The following is a 14,206-nucleotide window of genomic DNA, read 5'->3' as shown; positions in this document are numbered from 1 at the left end:
TTGGCACGCCTTTTCGGAACCGACGGCGTCCGAGGCCTGGCCAACGACGAGCTCACCCCCGAGCTCGCGTTGCGCCTGGCCTCGGCCGCCGCGGTCGTTTTTGCAGAGAGTTCGGCGACCGAGTCGCACCGGCGTTCGCGCGCGGTCGTCGGTCGTGATCCGCGGGCATCCGGCGAGATGCTGGAAGCCGCGGTGTGTGCGGGGCTCGCCGCCACCGGAGTCGACGCCATCTGTGTCGGCACCGTGCCGACCCCGGCGGTCGCATTCCTGACCGCGGACTACCACGCCGACTTCGGCGTGATGATCTCCGCGTCGCACAACCCCATGCCCGACAACGGGATCAAGTTCTTCTCCGGCGGCGGGCACAAGCTCGACGACGCTGTCGAGGACCGCATCGAAGCGACCATGGACGGCGAGTTCATCCGCCCGATCGGGGCTGCGGTGGGCCGGATCGTCGCTGCGCCGGACGCCGGCGACCGCTACCGGCGCCACCTCGCACAGGCCGTCGACACCCGCCTCGACGGATTGACCGTGGTCGTCGACTGCGCGCACGGCGCGGCGTCGGAGCTCGCTCCGCAGGCCTACGCCGACGCCGGGGCGACGGTGATCGCGATCCACGCCGAGCCGGACGGCCTCAACATCAACGCCGACTGCGGGTCCACCCACATGGACAAGTTGCAGGCGGCCGTGCTCGAGCACGGAGCCGACCTCGGACTCGCTCACGACGGTGACGCAGACCGTTGTCTCGCAGTCGATTCCACGGGTCAGATCGTCGACGGCGATGCCATCATGGCCGTGCTGGCGACGTCCCTGAAAGACCAGGGCAAGCTCCACGACGATGTGCTCGTCGCGACCGTCATGAGCAATCTCGGACTGCACATCGCCATGCGCGAGGCCGGGATCACCGTGCACACCACCGGAGTCGGGGACCGGTACGTCCTCGAGGAACTGCGGCGGGGCGGTTATTCGATCGGCGGGGAACAGTCCGGTCACATCGTCGTCCCGGGTTCGGGCACGACGGGTGACGGCATCCTGACCGGGCTGATGCTGATGGCGCGGATGGCCGCCACGTCGACGCGGCTCGCCGACCTGGCCGGCATCGTGACGGTGCTGCCGCAGGAGCTCATCAACGTGCGCGTGGGCGACAAACACGCAGTGGCGCAATCGCAATCGGTGAAAGAAGCGGTCGTGGCCGCCGAAGCCGAGCTGGGGGAGACCGGTCGCGTCCTGCTGCGTCCGTCGGGAACCGAGCAGCTCGTCCGCGTGATGGTCGAAGCCGCGACCGCCGATCAGGCGCTGGCGGTGGCCGGCCGTCTGGCCGACGTCGTCCAGGGGGCCGGGGCATGACCGGTTCGGTTCCGCGCGCGGTCCTGTTCGACTTCTCCGGCACCCTGTTCCGCTTCGAGGCGCGCGACGAGTGGTTCGCCGACCTGCGCGACGACACCGGTGCCGAGTTCGACCGCGACCGTCAGGCGGACATCATCCGGCGCATGGTCGCACCCGTCGGTCTGCCCGACGGCGTCGTCGGTGCCGACCAGGACGCCTGGGAACGTCGCGATCTCGACCCGGCGCTGCATCGGACCGGTTACCTGGCGTTGCTGCGCACGGTCGGGATGAGCAATGTCGACCACGCGAACGCTCTCTACAACCGGGTGCTCGACCCGGCCTCCTGGGTTCCGTTCGCCGACACCGTCGCGGTGCTGCAGAAGCTCGGTGCGGTAGGGGTTCCGGTCGGCATCGTCAGCAACATCGCCTTCGACCTGCGCAAGGTGCTGGCCCTGCACGGCGTCGAGGACCTTGTCTCGGCGTTCGCGCTGTCCTACGAGGTCGGGGCGATCAAACCCGACCCCCGGATCTTCCACGCCGCGCTTGATCCGCTGGGTGTGCCGGCCGACGAGGTGCTGATGGTCGGGGACAGCGAGACCGCCGACGGCGGGGCGCGCGCCCTCGGCTGCGCGTTCGCGCTGGTCCACGACGTCCCGGCCGCCGACCGGCCCACCGCTCTGCTCGACGCCGTGACCTCGCACGGCATCGAACTGCCCGACTGACCGCTCGCCTGATGGCGCACTGGCGCCTCGCCCCTCCGTACGCGACAATTCCCTGCGTGTCCGGAGAAGTCCCGGGAACCGGCGGCCGCTGCCGTGCGTCCAAGAATGCAAGGCCGCTCGGAAGATCGCGGTGAACTGGCGGACGCGCGTCGGGGAGGGGTGACATGAACGGCGACGGTGCGGACGGTGTCGGGTCGCGCCCGATCTCGATGGACACCGCCCAGGTGTCCGCGGTGTCGGCGTACTACCGCAGGTCCTCGCTGGTGTTGTCGGCGGTCGCCGACGATCTGGCCGCACACGACTTCGGGACCTGGGCTCGGGAGTCGATCGCAGGAGACGGGAACCCGGTCGCCTTCGGGCCGTCGGCCGCGGCGTACGCCGAGATGAGCGCGACCCTGTCGCGCCGGTTACGGGTGCAGGCCACGGCCGCTGCGGCGCTCGCGGACACTCTCCGCAACAGTGCGCTGACCATGGCGGACGGGGATCGGCGCGTGGCGGACGAGATCTCGCGAGCGCTGCCGCCTTCGGGGGTGGACGGCCGGTGAGACGAGGCGTGGACTCGTTGTCGGTGCTCAGGTCCGACGCCCGGGGTGGCGTCGAGGCGTTGATCGAACTCGTGTCGGCCGGTCGTCTGATGGGGGTCGCCGCCCCCGACGATGCCACCCTCCGCAACGGACTCCGCGTGGTCGACGGATTCGACATCGCGGCCTTGTCCGCGGACAGTCGCGCCCTGGTGTCGGCGCACCGGGCCGTGTCCGAACAACTCCACCATCTCCCCGAACAGCAGGTCCGCCTCGACGACGGCTGGAACAGCGAGTCCGCGACTGTCGCCCTCACGACGGTCATCGACCATCAGCGTCGCGCCGAATCGGACCTGCACATTCTGCGCACCCTCACCGACGCCACCTCGGCCGCGGCGTCGGGCATCGACCGCCTGCTGCGCACCTTCTATCTGACCGTCGCCCGGTTGTCGGCACCGACCGCGGCCGGGGTGCCGCCGGCGGAACTGCCGCAGGCGGTGCTCACCGGTCGCGTGCCGATCGGGGTGGCGGTCGAGGACATCTCGTCCCGGCTGGCCCTGTTCAGCACCTCGCAGGAGACGACGACCCGCGGGATCGCCGGAATCCTCGACCTCCTGAACCGGTCCGTCGACGGCATCGACGACGAGTCCTATCCGGTCGACGCCGGGCCCCCGGACGCCGTCCCGGTCGTGTCGCCGGGATCACCGTCGGCGGCGGCACCGGCTCAGACCGTCGCCGCGCCCGCATCGGGACCCCAGACCTGGATGGCCGAATCGACCACCGATGCCCGGCCGGCGGAAACCGGGGCGGCGACCGCCGCGGCACGATCAGAGCCCCCGGTGTCGGTGTCAGGTGCGGCCGCGTCCGAGCCCCCGGCGTCCGTACGGTCGTCGGAGCCCGACGAGTCGGCGCGCGCACCCCGCGACGACGGCGTCGACGTCCCGTTCCGGCTGGGCGGCGCCGAGGGACACGACGCGCCCGTCGCGTCAGGGCCGACGGCCTCGGCCACCGTCGAGGCGGCAACCGGGGCGGTCGCCGAAACCGAAGCCGCGGAACCGAATCGGTCGAAACAGAATCGGTCGGGGCCGGAACCGGAGGCATCGCCGGACCGATCGTCGGGTGATCTGGCGTTGGCGGGTGACCAGTGAACCTCGCCGACCAGATCGAGGCCCTCGCCCGCACCGCGACCGCCGGCGTCGCGGAGGCGTCACACGTGTTCTCCGCTCGACAGCGGGACCTCGAACTCGCCATGGACGAGCATCGCCGCAACGCGGTGCGGTCGGAGACGCAGCAGCTCCGGGACGAGCTCGAGAACGCCGCCGACGCCGCGGACGCCACCCCGGGCATCATGTTGCCGGCCGACGTGGCCGACGCCAGTCCCCATCTGCCGCCGCGCAACACATAGGCTGTCTGCTGTGCCAGGCAAGAAGCAGCAGAAGCCGACGCAGTCGCCCGCGAAGCTGATGAAGGTGCTCGCCCGACGCGGCCCCCATCGCGTGTTGCGCGGCGACCTCGGGATCGTCGGGACCCCGGGTGTCGTGTTCACTCCCGCCGAGGGCGAACGACTCCCCGCCATCGCGTTCGGGCACGGGTGGATGACGTCGGTCGAGCGCTACCGCGACCTGTGCCACCACCTCGCGTCCTGGGGCATCGTCGTCGCCGTCCCGGCGGGTCAGCGAGGCCTGCTCGCGTCCGACGACACGATGGCCGCCCAGCTCCGTTCAGCGCTGTCGATCGTGACCCGGGTCCCACTCGGCTTCGGCGAGATCACCGTCGACCCGCGCAAGATCGGGTTCGCCGGCCACGGCTTCGGTGCCGCCGCAGCGGTATTGGCCGCGTCGGAGGGCGTGCTGCACGGTCAGCCGCAACCGCCGGCGCGGGGGGTGGTCGCTCTGTTCCCGGCGCCGACGACTGCGCAACTCCTGCCCGCGGCCCGCCGGGTGAGTGCTCCGGGACTCATCGTGTCGGCGATCGGCGAACTCGACACCATCGACGGCAACGCCCTGCCGCTGGCACAGGCGTACGGGTCGGAGTCGGCCGCCGATCCCCGTCCCGGTGTGGTGCTGCGTACCCCGCCGGCCGCGACCTCCCGCGGGCTGATCGAGCACCGATCGATCAAATCACTCCTCGGCGGCAACGGCGCCGACAAGAAGACGCACACCGCCGCACGCGCCCTGACCACGGGATTCCTGCTGCACACCCTCGACGACGACAGCCGGTACGAGGCCTTCGCCGACTCCGACACCGAGCTCGGCAAGGTGCCCGCGGTGGACCTCGACGATCCGCCGGAGATCCAGGACAAGATCGCCAAGTTGCTCGGCGCGAAAGAACGCAAACGCCGCCGCGCGGCGAGTCCGGTGCCGTCCCGGGCCCCGAACGCGGTGGTGCCCGACACCATCGAGTGACGTCCGTGCCGCGGCACCCGACGGCGGCCTGCTGTGACCCCCGCTCGGCACCCGACGCGCCGCGCTGCCGCTCGCGCGTCCGCAGGTACCCTGACTAGCTATGTGTGGAATCGTGGGATACGTGGGGCGGCGCGATGCCCTGGACATCGTCGTCGACGCGTTGCGGCGGATGGAATACCGCGGGTACGACTCGGCGGGCGTCGCAATCCTCGACGGCGAGGGAAGCACCGCGATCCAGAAGAAGGCACTCCGGCTGGAGAACCTCGAGAAGCAGATCGCCACGGTCGGGCGCGAGTCGCTGTCGGGCACGACCGGGATCGGACACACGCGGTGGGCCACGCACGGCAAGCCGACCGATCGGAACGCGCATCCGCACGCCAGTGACGACGGCAAGCTCGCCGTCGTCCACAACGGCATCATCGAGAACTACGCCGAGCTACGCGCCGAACTCGAGGACGACGGCATCGAGTTCGTGTCCGAGACCGACACCGAGACCGCCGTGCACCTCGTGTCGAAGTACTACGCGTTCGGGCCGACCGCCGGCGACTTCGTGGCTAGCGCGTATGCGGCGCTGCGTCGCCTCGAAGGTGCGTTCACGCTCGTGTTCACCCATGCCGACCACGCGGACACCATCGTCGCCGCGCGGCGGTCGACCCCGCTCGTGGTGGGTGTCGGGCAGGGCGAGATGTTCCTCGCGTCGGATGTCACGGCCTTCATCGAACACACCCGGGACGCGGTCGAGCTCGGCCAGGACGAGGTCGTGGTGATCACCGCCGACTCGTACACGGTCACCGACTTCGACGAGAACGCCCGGGACGGCAAGCCGTTCCACATCGACTGGGATCTCGCGGCCGCGGAGAAGGGCGGCTACGACTTCTTCATGCTCAAGGAGATCGCCGAGCAGCCGCGCGCGATCGCCGACACCCTCCTCGGGCACCTGCAGAACGGTCGCATCGTGCTCGACGAGCAACGCCTGACCGACGACGATCTGCGCGACGTCGACAAGGTGTTCGTGGTGGCCTGCGGCACCGCCTACCACGCCGGGCTGCTCGCCAAGTACGCGATCGAGCACTGGACGCGCCTCCCGGTCGAGATCGAACTCGCCAGTGAGTTCCGCTACCGCGACCCGGTTCTCGACCGGTCGACCCTGGTGGTGGCCATCTCGCAGTCCGGTGAGACCGCCGACACGCTCGAGGCGGTCCGGCACGCGAAGGACCAGAAGGCACGCGTCCTCGCGATCTGCAACACCAACGGGGCACAGATCCCCCGGGAATCCGACGCGGTTCTCTACACCCACGCGGGCCCCGAGATCGGCGTCGCGTCGACGAAGTGCTTCCTCGCGCAGATCGTCGCCGCCTATCTCGTGGGGCTCGCGCTTGCGCAGGCACGCGGCACGAAGTACGCCGACGAGGTCGCCCGCGAGTTCGCGGCCATCGAGGCGATGACCGACTCGGTCGCGCAGGTGTTGGACACGATGGAACCGGTCCGGGAGCTGGCGCGTTCGCTGGCGCACCACAACACGGTGCTGTTCATCGGCCGGCATGTCGGGTATCCGGTGGCGCTCGAGGGCGCTCTCAAACTCAAGGAACTCGCGTACATGCACGCCGAGGGGTTCGCGGCCGGCGAGCTCAAGCACGGGCCGATCGCGCTGATCGAGGACGGGCTCCCGGTGATCACGGTCATGCCCTCGCCGGACGGCCGCGCCGTGCTGCACTCGAAGATGGTCAGCAACATCCGCGAGATCCAGGCCCGCGGAGCCCGCACGATCGTCATCGCCGAGCCCGACGACGCGGCCGCCCGTGCCGTCGCCGACGAGTTCATCCCCATCCCGAAGACGCCGACGCTCCTGCAACCGCTGGTCTCGACCGTGCCGCTGCAGGTGTTCGCGGCGAGCGTCGCGCAGGCCCGTGGCTACGACGTCGACAAACCGCGGAACCTGGCCAAGTCGGTGACCGTCGAATAGCGGTTCCGCATGCCGATCCGGTACCTGACGGCCGATGAGGTCCGCGCCGCCGAGCGGGCGACGGGGAACCTGCTCACCGACGGCGTCCTGATGCGCCGGGCGTCGCACGGCGTCGCCCGGGTGATCGCGGCAGAGCTGAGCCGGACCGGCGGATGTTATGGACGGCCGGTCGGGCTGGTCGTCGGTGCGGGGGACAACGGCGGCGACGCGCTGTTCGCCGGTGCCGAGCTGTGCCGCCGCGGCGTGCGGGTCGACGCGGTCCTGCTCGCCCCGGACCGCGCCCACGCCGCCGGGCTGCGGGCATTCCGCGCCGCCGGCGGACGGATCGGCGAGCGGCTACCCGACGGCCTCGAGGTGATCGTCGACGGCGTGGTCGGACTCGGTGGCCGGGGGCCGCTGCGGGCGAACGCCGCCGAGGTCTTCGCGGGTGTCGATCCGGACACCGCGGTCGTCGCGGTGGATCTGCCGTCGGGTGTCGACGCCGACACCGGTGAGGTCCACGATCCGGCGGTCCGTGCCGACATCACCGTCACCTTCGGCTTCCGTCGCCGCGCGCACCTGCTCGCCGCCCCACAGTGCGGGCGGGTCGTCCTCGTCGACATCGGCCTCGATGACGCCGGCCTCGGCGACCCCGCCGATTCGGCGCTCGCCACCTTGACCGACGACGAGATCGATTGGCCGACACCGGGTCCCGGGGACGACAAGTACACGCAGGGGGTGGTCGGGGTGATCGCCGGGTCGCATCGGTACCCCGGTGCGGCCGTCCTCGCCACCGGCGCGGCGGTGACTGCGACCTCCGGAATGACCCGGTTCGTCGGCTCCGCCCACGCCGAGGTGGTGGCGCAGTGGCCGGAGGTCGTCGCCACGCCCGACCTCGCCGGTGCCGGACGCGTGCAGGCGTGGGTCCTCGGCCCCGGCATGGGTACCGACGATGCGGCCGCGACGACCCTGCGCACTGTCCTGGACACCGATCTGCCGGTCCTGGCCGACGCCGACGCGCTCACCCTGATCGCCCGCGACCCCGGGCTCGTCGACGGGCGGACGGCACCGACGCTGCTGACCCCGCACGCCGGCGAATTCGCCCGCTTGACCGGTACCGAACTGGGCGCCGACCGTCTGACCGCCGTCTCCGGTCTCGCTGCACGGTGGGGCGTCACGGTGCTGCTGAAGGGACGTATCACGCTGGTCGCCGACCCGACGGGTCACGTCCTGGGCACCGACGCCGGGTCGTCGTGGGCGGCGACCGCCGGGGCCGGCGACGTCCTGTCGGGGATCGCCGGGGCCCTGCTCGCCGCCGGGAGGTCGCCGCTGGTCGCCGGTGCGTCGGCGGCGCGCGTCCACGCCCGGGCGGCGCAGCTCGCGAGTGGCGGCGCGCCGATCGGGGCGTCGACGCTGCTGGGGGCGCTGCGGCCGGCGATCCGTGAGTTCACCACGCCGCCAGCACGAACGCGAGCGGGTACAGCGCCGTCAGCACGCTGAACGCGGTGACCGACGACAGCACGATCGCGTCGGCGATGACGCCCGGGCGCCGAAAGGCGCCGTGCCTGACCCGCTGGACGAATGACACGACGAGACCTGCGCAGGCGGCGATCGTCGCGAGTACTCCGACGCCGAAGGCGACGAGAGCCGCGACCCCGTACCCGTCGGCGGGTTCGCCCGCCATGGCGTGCCCGAGGGCGAGCAGGAAGAGCACCGCGGCCGTGGCGAACGCCACCCACCCGATCGTGTTGGCGGCCCACGACGTGAGCGATGCGCGCAGGCCCGGCCGACCCGGGCGCGCGGGCGGGACGATCGGGTCGACGGGCACGAAGCCGGCGGGCACGAAGCCGGCGGGCACGAAGCCGGCGAGGTCGTGGGCTGGGCGCAGGCGGACCGGGGCGAGAACGGCGGGGTCCTGCGGATTCGAGTTCGTGTACATGGTGACTTCCGGTGGATGCGGCGGTTCGGGATCAGCGTCGGGGTCCACTCAACCGTCCTCCCCGACGCCGCGCATCGGTGTGACTACTCAGACCATCTCCGCAGAACGACGCGCACCTCACGCCGGAGGCAGCCGGGACGAGCCGCACCCGGCGATCTGGGACAATGGTCGACGATGACTTCCCCTGCTCTGACCGCGACCGTGGATCTCGGCGCGATCGCCCACAACGTCGGCGTGCTGCGCGCCGCTTCGGGCGCTGACGTGATGGCGGTCGTGAAGGCCGACGCCTACGGCCATGGCGCCCTGCCGGTGGCCCGCGCCGTGCTCGCCGCCGGCGCCGCCGAACTCGGGGTCGCGCACCTCACCGAGGCCGCCGCGCTTCGCGCCGCCGGCATCGACGCCCCGATCACCGCGTGGCTGCACACGCCGGGAGCCGACTTCGCCGGAGCGATCGTCGACGGCATCGACATCGCACTCTCGTCGATCTCCCAGCTCGACGCGGTGATCGCGGCGGCACACCGCACCGGCCGGTCCGCGGTCGTCACCGCGAAGGTGGACACCGGCCTCAATCGCAGCGGCGTTGCGGTGGACGAGTGGGCGGATTTCGCCGAGCGGGTGGCGAAGGCGCACGTCGACGGCTCGGTGACCCTGCGTGCGGCGATGTGCCACCTCGCGCGCGGCGACGAACCCGAGCACCCGCTGAACGACGCGCAGGCGCAGCGACTCGACGCCGCGGTCGCCGACCTGGCCCGCCTCGGCGCTGCACCGCAGGTGGTCCACATCGCCAATTCGCCTGCCGCGCTGACCCGTCCGGATCTCGCCCGCGACCTGGTACGGCCGGGGGTCGCCGTCTACGGCCGGACCCCGGTACCGGCACGCGGCGACTTCGGGCTGATCCCGGCGATGACCCTGACCGCGACCATCGCGCTCGTGAAGAAGGTCGCCGCGGGGCAGGGTGTGTCCTACAGCGAGACGTGGATCGCGCCGCGCGACACGGTGGTGGCCGTGGTCGCCGCGGGGTACGCCGACGGCGTGCCGCGCCTGCTGTCGGGCCGGATCCGGGTCCGGATCGGCGAGCGGATGTTCGACGGGGTGGGCCGGATCTGCATGGATCAGCTGGTCGTCGACCTCGGACCCGACGGCGCGGGTGTCCGCGAGGGCGACCAGGCCGAACTGTTCGGCACCGGCGCCTCGGGCGGCCCCACCGCGAAGGACTGGGCGGACGCGATCGGCACCATTGACTACGAGATCGTCTCCCAGGTCGGGACGCGCGTGGTCCGTCGTTACCTCGGCGAGAGGCAGGTCGGGCTCGCCGCCGAGACAACGGAGACCGGACAGTGAGCGAGGCAGCAGTGGTGGAATCCGACCGGGTCGGACTGCTGGCCGGGGTGGCGGGGATCGCCGCCCTGGGCGGCATGGCAGCCGTCGGGGCAGCGCGCAACATCGCCCGCAAGAGCGTGGTGGGCCGGCCGGACCCGCACGCCGATGTCGATCTCACCGCGCTCTACCGCGAGCGGGGGACCACGGTCACCGCCGATGACGGCCTGGATCTCGCGGTGCGGATCGTCGACCTCGGGACGGTGTCGGAAGGCTCCGTGCCCGACCTCACGATCGTGTTCGTGCACGGCTTCAGCCTCCGGCTGTCGAGCTGGCATTTCCAGCGCGAGCAACTCGCCGCCGAGTGGCACGATCGCAACTACCGGCTGGTGTTCTTCGATCACCGGGGGCACGGGGAGAGCGACCCGGCCCCGACCGAGACCTGCACGATCGCGCAGCTGGCCGACGACGCGGCAGCGGTGATCCGTGCCACCGTACCCATGGGACCCGTTGTGCTCGTGGGTCATTCGATGGGCGGGATGACGCTGATGGGGCTCGCGCGCCGGCACCCGGCATTGTTCTCGTCGCACGGTCCGGTCGCCGGGGTGGCGCTGGTGGCGACGGCGTCGCGCGGTGTCACCGACGCCGGACTCGGTGAGGGACTGCGCAATCCGGTGGTGGATGCCTTCCGGATGAGTGTGCGCCGCGCGCCGCGCCTGGTCCAGGCGGGCCGCGGCCTGACCCGCGCCGCCCTCGAACCGGTGCTGGTCGCGGCGAGTTTCGGGCCGACGTTCTACAGTCCGGCCCTCGGCGCCGCGGTGGACACGATGATCCAGAGCACGCCGATCGAGACCATCGTGAACTTTCTGCACGCCTTGGAGATCCACGACGAGTCGACCGCCCTGCCGGTGGTCGCCCAGGTGCCGACCACGGTCGTGTGCGGAGACCGGGACCGGCTCACACCATTACGCAACTCGGTCCGGATGTACTCCCAACTGGGCGCCGATTCCCGCCTGGTCGTCGCCAAGGGCTCCGGCCACATGGTCCAGATGGAGGAGCCCCGGCTCGTCAGCGACGCGATCGCCGAACTGGTGGATCGCGCGCGGATCGCTCTGCCGGCCCCCCGTCGGCGCTGGTGGAAGCGAGGCCGCCGATGAGCGGCGTGGGTCCCCGCGGTACGCGCGACCTCCCCGAGGTCGATGACACCGAGGCCTTCGGCGCCGAGCTGGCGTCGACCCTGTCCGCAGGTGACGTGGTCATCCTCGACGGTCCGTTGGGCGCGGGAAAGACGGCGCTGGCCCGCGGGATCGGTGCCGGTCTCGGCGTCGAGGGACGGGTGACCTCGCCGACGTTCATCATCGCCCGCGAGCACCGGCCGGGCCGGCCCGACCGCCCGGGGATGGTCCACGTCGACGCCTATCGGCTCGGCGGTACGGGAAGCGGGTCCGGGATGCTCGACGAACTCGATGCCCTGGACCTGGACTCCGACCTGGACGAGGCGGTCGTCGTCGTCGAGTGGGGCGAAGGTGTGGCCGAGCGGCTCGCCGACCGGCATCTGGTCGTGCGGCTGCGACGGGACACCGAAACCGATGTGCGACACGCCGAGTGGGAGTGGGTGAGCGCGGAATGAGTCAGGGTCTGGTGCTGGCGGTCGACACCGCCACCGATTCGGTGGTGGCCGGAGTGGCCGAACTGCGCGACGGTGAGGTGCGCGTGCTGGCCGAACGGGTGGTCGCCGACCACCGACGGCACGCGGAACTGCTCACCACCCTGGTCGCCGAGTGTCTTGCCGAATCCGGCACGGCCCGAACCGAACTGACCGCGGTGGTCGTCGGCTGCGGGCCCGGGCCGTTCACCGGACTCCGGGTGGGGATGGCGACCGGCGCCGCCTTCGCCGACGGGCTGGGGATACCGGCGTATGGCGTGTGCTCCCTCGATGCGCTTGCCGTCGACGCCGGTCCGGACGACGCAGGATCGCGGGCTCTGGTGGTGACCGACGCGCGCCGGCGCGAGGTCTACTGGGCGCTCTACGAGGGTGGCCGCCGTGTGCGCGGCCCCGAGGTGACCGCGCCCGCGGTGGTCGCCGAGGAGCTCGCCCCCGATGTCGCCGGGGGGCGGATCGGTGCGGTGGCGGGTTCTGCGGCCCACCTCGAACTCGCCGGCTGGACCGGTGATCCACCCGCGACCGGCGTGCCGACCGTACGCGGGGTGGTCATGGCGGCTGCCGCCGACATCGTCGCGGGCGCCGAACCCGAACCCCTTGTGCCGCTGTATCTACGACGCCCCGACGCGGTCGAGCAGAAGGCCCGTCGGGCGGGTGCGGCGCGATGACCACACCGGAGCTGGTCATCGACGCGCTCACCTTCGGTGACATCCCGCGCTGCGCCGCGCTGGAACGGCGGATGTTCGCCGACGACTCACCCTGGCCCGCCGCGGCTTTCCGCGCCGAACTCAACGCCCCGTACAACACCTATTTCGCGGCTCGGGAGCGCCTCGGCGCCGACGTCATCGGTTACGCCGGGATCTCCACGCTCGGGCAACCCGACGCCTGGGAGTGCGAGATCCACACCATCGCCGTCGATCCGGACCATCGGGGACGGGGAGTGGGCCGGGCGCTGCTCGAGGCCATGCTCGCCGTCGCGGACGAGAACGACGCCGCGGTGTTCCTGGAGGTACGCACCGACAACGAGGTGGCGATCGGGCTGTACTCACATCACGGGTTCAGCACCGCGGGTATTCGCCGCAACTACTATCAGCCGTCCGGCGCGGATGCCTACACGATGTTGCGGCTCCCGGTGTCGGGCCGGCCGCTCGAACCGGAGGAGGGCCCGGCGTGATCGTTCTCGGCATCGAAAGCTCCTGCGACGAAACGGGTGTCGGCATCGTCCGGTGGACGCCGGGCGACGGCGACACACCCGGATTCGCGACGATGCTGGCCGACGAGGTCGCGTCGAGCGTGGACGAACACGCCCGGTTCGGCGGCGTGGTCCCCGAGATCGCCTCCCGAGCGCACCTGGAGGCGATCGTCCCCACGATGCGTCGGGCGCGGGAGGCGGCCGGGATCGACCGCCCCGACGCCATCGCGGTCACCATCGGGCCGGGACTCGCCGGCGCGTTGCTCGTCGGGGTGGCCGCGGCGAAGGCCTACGCACTCGCCTGGGACGTGCCGCTGTACGCGATGAACCATCTCGGCGGGCACGTCGCGGTGGACACCCTCGAGCACGGACCGATGCCGGAGTGCGTCGCACTGCTGGTCTCCGGTGGACATACGCACCTGCTGCACGTCACCGATCTCGCCGAGCCCATCGTCGAACTGGGCACCACGGTCGACGACGCGGCCGGGGAGGCCTTCGACAAGGTCGCCCGCCTGCTCGATCTCGGTTTTCCCGGGGGGCCGGCGCTGGACCGCGTCGCCCGTGAGGGTGACCCGGGTGCGATCGCCTTCCCACGCGGTATGACCGGTCCCCGCGACTCGCGGCACGACTTCTCCTTCAGCGGACTCAAGACCGCGGTCGCACGGTATGTCGAGAAATGCGTGCGCGACGGTGTGGAGGCACCGGTGGCGGACGTCGCGGCCTCGTTCCAGGAGGCGGTGGCGGACGTGCTGACGATGAAGGCAGTCCGGGCCTGCGGTGACCTCGGGGTGGACACCCTGGTCCTCGGCGGCGGTGCCACCGCCAATTCGCGCATCCGATCGCTGGCGGAGGAACGCTGCGCGGCGGCCGGGATCGACCTGCGGGTTCCGAAGCCGCGCCTGTGCACCGACAACGGCGTCATGATCGCGACGCTCGGCGCTCATGTGATCGGCGGGGGCGCGGCGCCCTCGCCGCTGACCGTGGCGTCGGACCCGGCGATGTCGGTGCGTGTCAGTCAGCTGTAGCGGACGGAGCCCGGCCGTCTTCGCGGGGAGCGAACACGGCCGGGTTTTTGCAGCCTCCACCCTTGAGTGCTGGCACTCGCATGTATAGAGTGCTAGATGGCGCTGACCGAAGCCTCGGACACCCGCGACGACGGGGTTTTGCAGGGCCGTGAAC

At 71.5% G+C, this 14,206-nt stretch carries 15 protein-coding genes; 14 read left to right on the top strand and 1 reads right to left on the bottom strand.

Features of this window, described 5'->3' with window-relative positions:
- The 8 genes from glmM (at nucleotide 1) to KB201_RS01230 (ending at nucleotide 8,416) form a co-directional block, all read left to right on the top strand.
- A complete protein-coding gene (gene glmM / locus KB201_RS01265; RefSeq protein WP_058250709.1) occupies nucleotides 1-1,347 on the top strand; it encodes a phosphoglucosamine mutase in 1,347 nt (448 codons plus the stop codon).
- The gene (locus KB201_RS01260) at nucleotides 1,344-2,048 is read left to right on the top strand and encodes an HAD family hydrolase (RefSeq protein WP_058250708.1); all 705 of its coding nucleotides are present in this window, start codon (nucleotides 1,344-1,346) and stop codon (nucleotides 2,046-2,048) included. Before glmM ends, KB201_RS01260 begins: the two co-directional genes overlap by 4 nt.
- Before the next feature lie 164 nt (nucleotides 2,049-2,212).
- Nucleotides 2,213-2,593 (top strand): hypothetical protein, encoded by a 381-nt coding sequence (locus KB201_RS01255; protein ID WP_058250707.1) that lies wholly within the window; start codon nucleotides 2,213-2,215, stop codon nucleotides 2,591-2,593.
- Nucleotides 2,590-3,717 (top strand): hypothetical protein, encoded by a 1,128-nt coding sequence (locus KB201_RS01250; protein WP_058250706.1) that lies wholly within the window; start codon nucleotides 2,590-2,592, stop codon nucleotides 3,715-3,717. Before KB201_RS01255 ends, KB201_RS01250 begins: the two co-directional genes overlap by 4 nt.
- Nucleotides 3,714-3,974, top strand: a complete 261-nt coding sequence (locus KB201_RS01245; RefSeq protein WP_058250705.1) for a hypothetical protein — start codon at nucleotides 3,714-3,716, stop codon at nucleotides 3,972-3,974. The genes KB201_RS01250 and KB201_RS01245 overlap by 4 nt, the downstream gene beginning before the upstream one ends.
- A gap of 10 nt (nucleotides 3,975-3,984) precedes the next feature.
- Nucleotides 3,985-4,974: an alpha/beta hydrolase gene (locus KB201_RS01240; protein WP_058250704.1), complete on the top strand. Its 990-nt coding sequence runs from the start codon at nucleotides 3,985-3,987 to the stop codon at nucleotides 4,972-4,974.
- Nucleotides 4,975-5,074: 100 nt separating this feature from the next.
- Complete coding sequence (gene glmS / locus KB201_RS01235; RefSeq protein ID WP_058250703.1) at nucleotides 5,075-6,937, top strand: glutamine--fructose-6-phosphate transaminase (isomerizing); 1,863 nt, start codon at nucleotides 5,075-5,077, stop codon at nucleotides 6,935-6,937.
- 9 nt (nucleotides 6,938-6,946) lie between these two features.
- On the top strand, nucleotides 6,947-8,416 hold the full coding sequence (locus KB201_RS01230; protein WP_211538176.1) for an NAD(P)H-hydrate dehydratase: 1,470 nt from the start codon (nucleotides 6,947-6,949) through the stop codon (nucleotides 8,414-8,416).
- Here the strand turns inward: KB201_RS01230 and KB201_RS01225 are convergent.
- Nucleotides 8,364-8,903, bottom strand: coding sequence for a hypothetical protein (locus KB201_RS01225; protein WP_231742303.1), 540 nt, complete (start codon nucleotides 8,901-8,903; stop codon nucleotides 8,364-8,366). The two genes, KB201_RS01230 and KB201_RS01225, sit on opposite strands and share 53 nt — an antisense overlap.
- Nucleotides 8,904-9,029: 126 nt before the next feature.
- On the opposite strand from KB201_RS01225, the gene alr reads away from it, so the two are divergent.
- The 6 genes from alr to tsaD are packed head-to-tail and all read left to right on the top strand — an operon-like array spanning nucleotide 9,030 to nucleotide 14,052.
- Entirely contained in the window at nucleotides 9,030-10,196 is a 1,167-nt protein-coding gene (alr, locus tag KB201_RS01220; protein ID WP_058250701.1) for an alanine racemase, read from the top strand.
- On the top strand, nucleotides 10,193-11,329 hold the full coding sequence (locus tag KB201_RS01215; RefSeq protein WP_058250700.1) for an alpha/beta fold hydrolase: 1,137 nt from the start codon (nucleotides 10,193-10,195) through the stop codon (nucleotides 11,327-11,329). Before alr ends, KB201_RS01215 begins: the two co-directional genes overlap by 4 nt.
- Nucleotides 11,326-11,802, top strand: coding sequence for a tRNA (adenosine(37)-N6)-threonylcarbamoyltransferase complex ATPase subunit type 1 TsaE (gene tsaE / locus KB201_RS01210; RefSeq protein WP_058250699.1), 477 nt, complete (start codon nucleotides 11,326-11,328; stop codon nucleotides 11,800-11,802). Before KB201_RS01215 ends, tsaE begins: the two co-directional genes overlap by 4 nt.
- Nucleotides 11,799-12,503, top strand: a complete 705-nt coding sequence (tsaB, locus tag KB201_RS01205) for a tRNA (adenosine(37)-N6)-threonylcarbamoyltransferase complex dimerization subunit type 1 TsaB (protein WP_058250884.1) — start codon at nucleotides 11,799-11,801, stop codon at nucleotides 12,501-12,503. Before tsaE ends, tsaB begins: the two co-directional genes overlap by 4 nt.
- Nucleotides 12,500-13,009, top strand: coding sequence for a ribosomal protein S18-alanine N-acetyltransferase (gene rimI, locus KB201_RS01200; protein WP_058250698.1), 510 nt, complete (start codon nucleotides 12,500-12,502; stop codon nucleotides 13,007-13,009). The genes tsaB and rimI overlap by 4 nt, the downstream gene beginning before the upstream one ends.
- Nucleotides 13,006-14,052: a tRNA (adenosine(37)-N6)-threonylcarbamoyltransferase complex transferase subunit TsaD gene (gene tsaD, locus KB201_RS01195; RefSeq protein ID WP_058250697.1), complete on the top strand. Its 1,047-nt coding sequence runs from the start codon at nucleotides 13,006-13,008 to the stop codon at nucleotides 14,050-14,052. Before rimI ends, tsaD begins: the two co-directional genes overlap by 4 nt.
- Nucleotides 14,053-14,206 lie beyond the last annotated feature (154 nt).

This window comes from Gordonia sp. SCSIO 19800, from assembly GCF_018132775.1.
Taxonomy (GTDB): domain Bacteria; phylum Actinomycetota; class Actinomycetes; order Mycobacteriales; family Mycobacteriaceae; genus Gordonia; species Gordonia hongkongensis.
This window is presented reverse-complemented; position numbering and strand designations above follow the sequence as displayed.

Bases quoted from the DNA above. Each gene is read 5' to 3' on its own strand.
- alr (WP_058250701.1), top strand. From the start codon at position 9,030: ATGACTTCCCCTGCTCTGACCGCGACCGTGGATCTCGGCGCGATCGCC.
- tsaB (WP_058250884.1), top strand. From the start codon at position 11,799: ATGAGTCAGGGTCTGGTGCTGGCGGTCGACACCGCCACCGATTCGGTG.
- KB201_RS01230 (WP_211538176.1), top strand. From the start codon at position 6,947: ATGCCGATCCGGTACCTGACGGCCGATGAGGTCCGCGCCGCCGAGCGG.
- KB201_RS01260 (WP_058250708.1), top strand. From the start codon at position 1,344: ATGACCGGTTCGGTTCCGCGCGCGGTCCTGTTCGACTTCTCCGGCACC.
- glmS (WP_058250703.1), top strand. From the start codon at position 5,075: ATGTGTGGAATCGTGGGATACGTGGGGCGGCGCGATGCCCTGGACATC.
- rimI (WP_058250698.1), top strand. From the start codon at position 12,500: ATGACCACACCGGAGCTGGTCATCGACGCGCTCACCTTCGGTGACATC.
- KB201_RS01255 (WP_058250707.1), top strand. From the start codon at position 2,213: ATGAACGGCGACGGTGCGGACGGTGTCGGGTCGCGCCCGATCTCGATG.
- tsaE (WP_058250699.1), top strand. From the start codon at position 11,326: ATGAGCGGCGTGGGTCCCCGCGGTACGCGCGACCTCCCCGAGGTCGAT.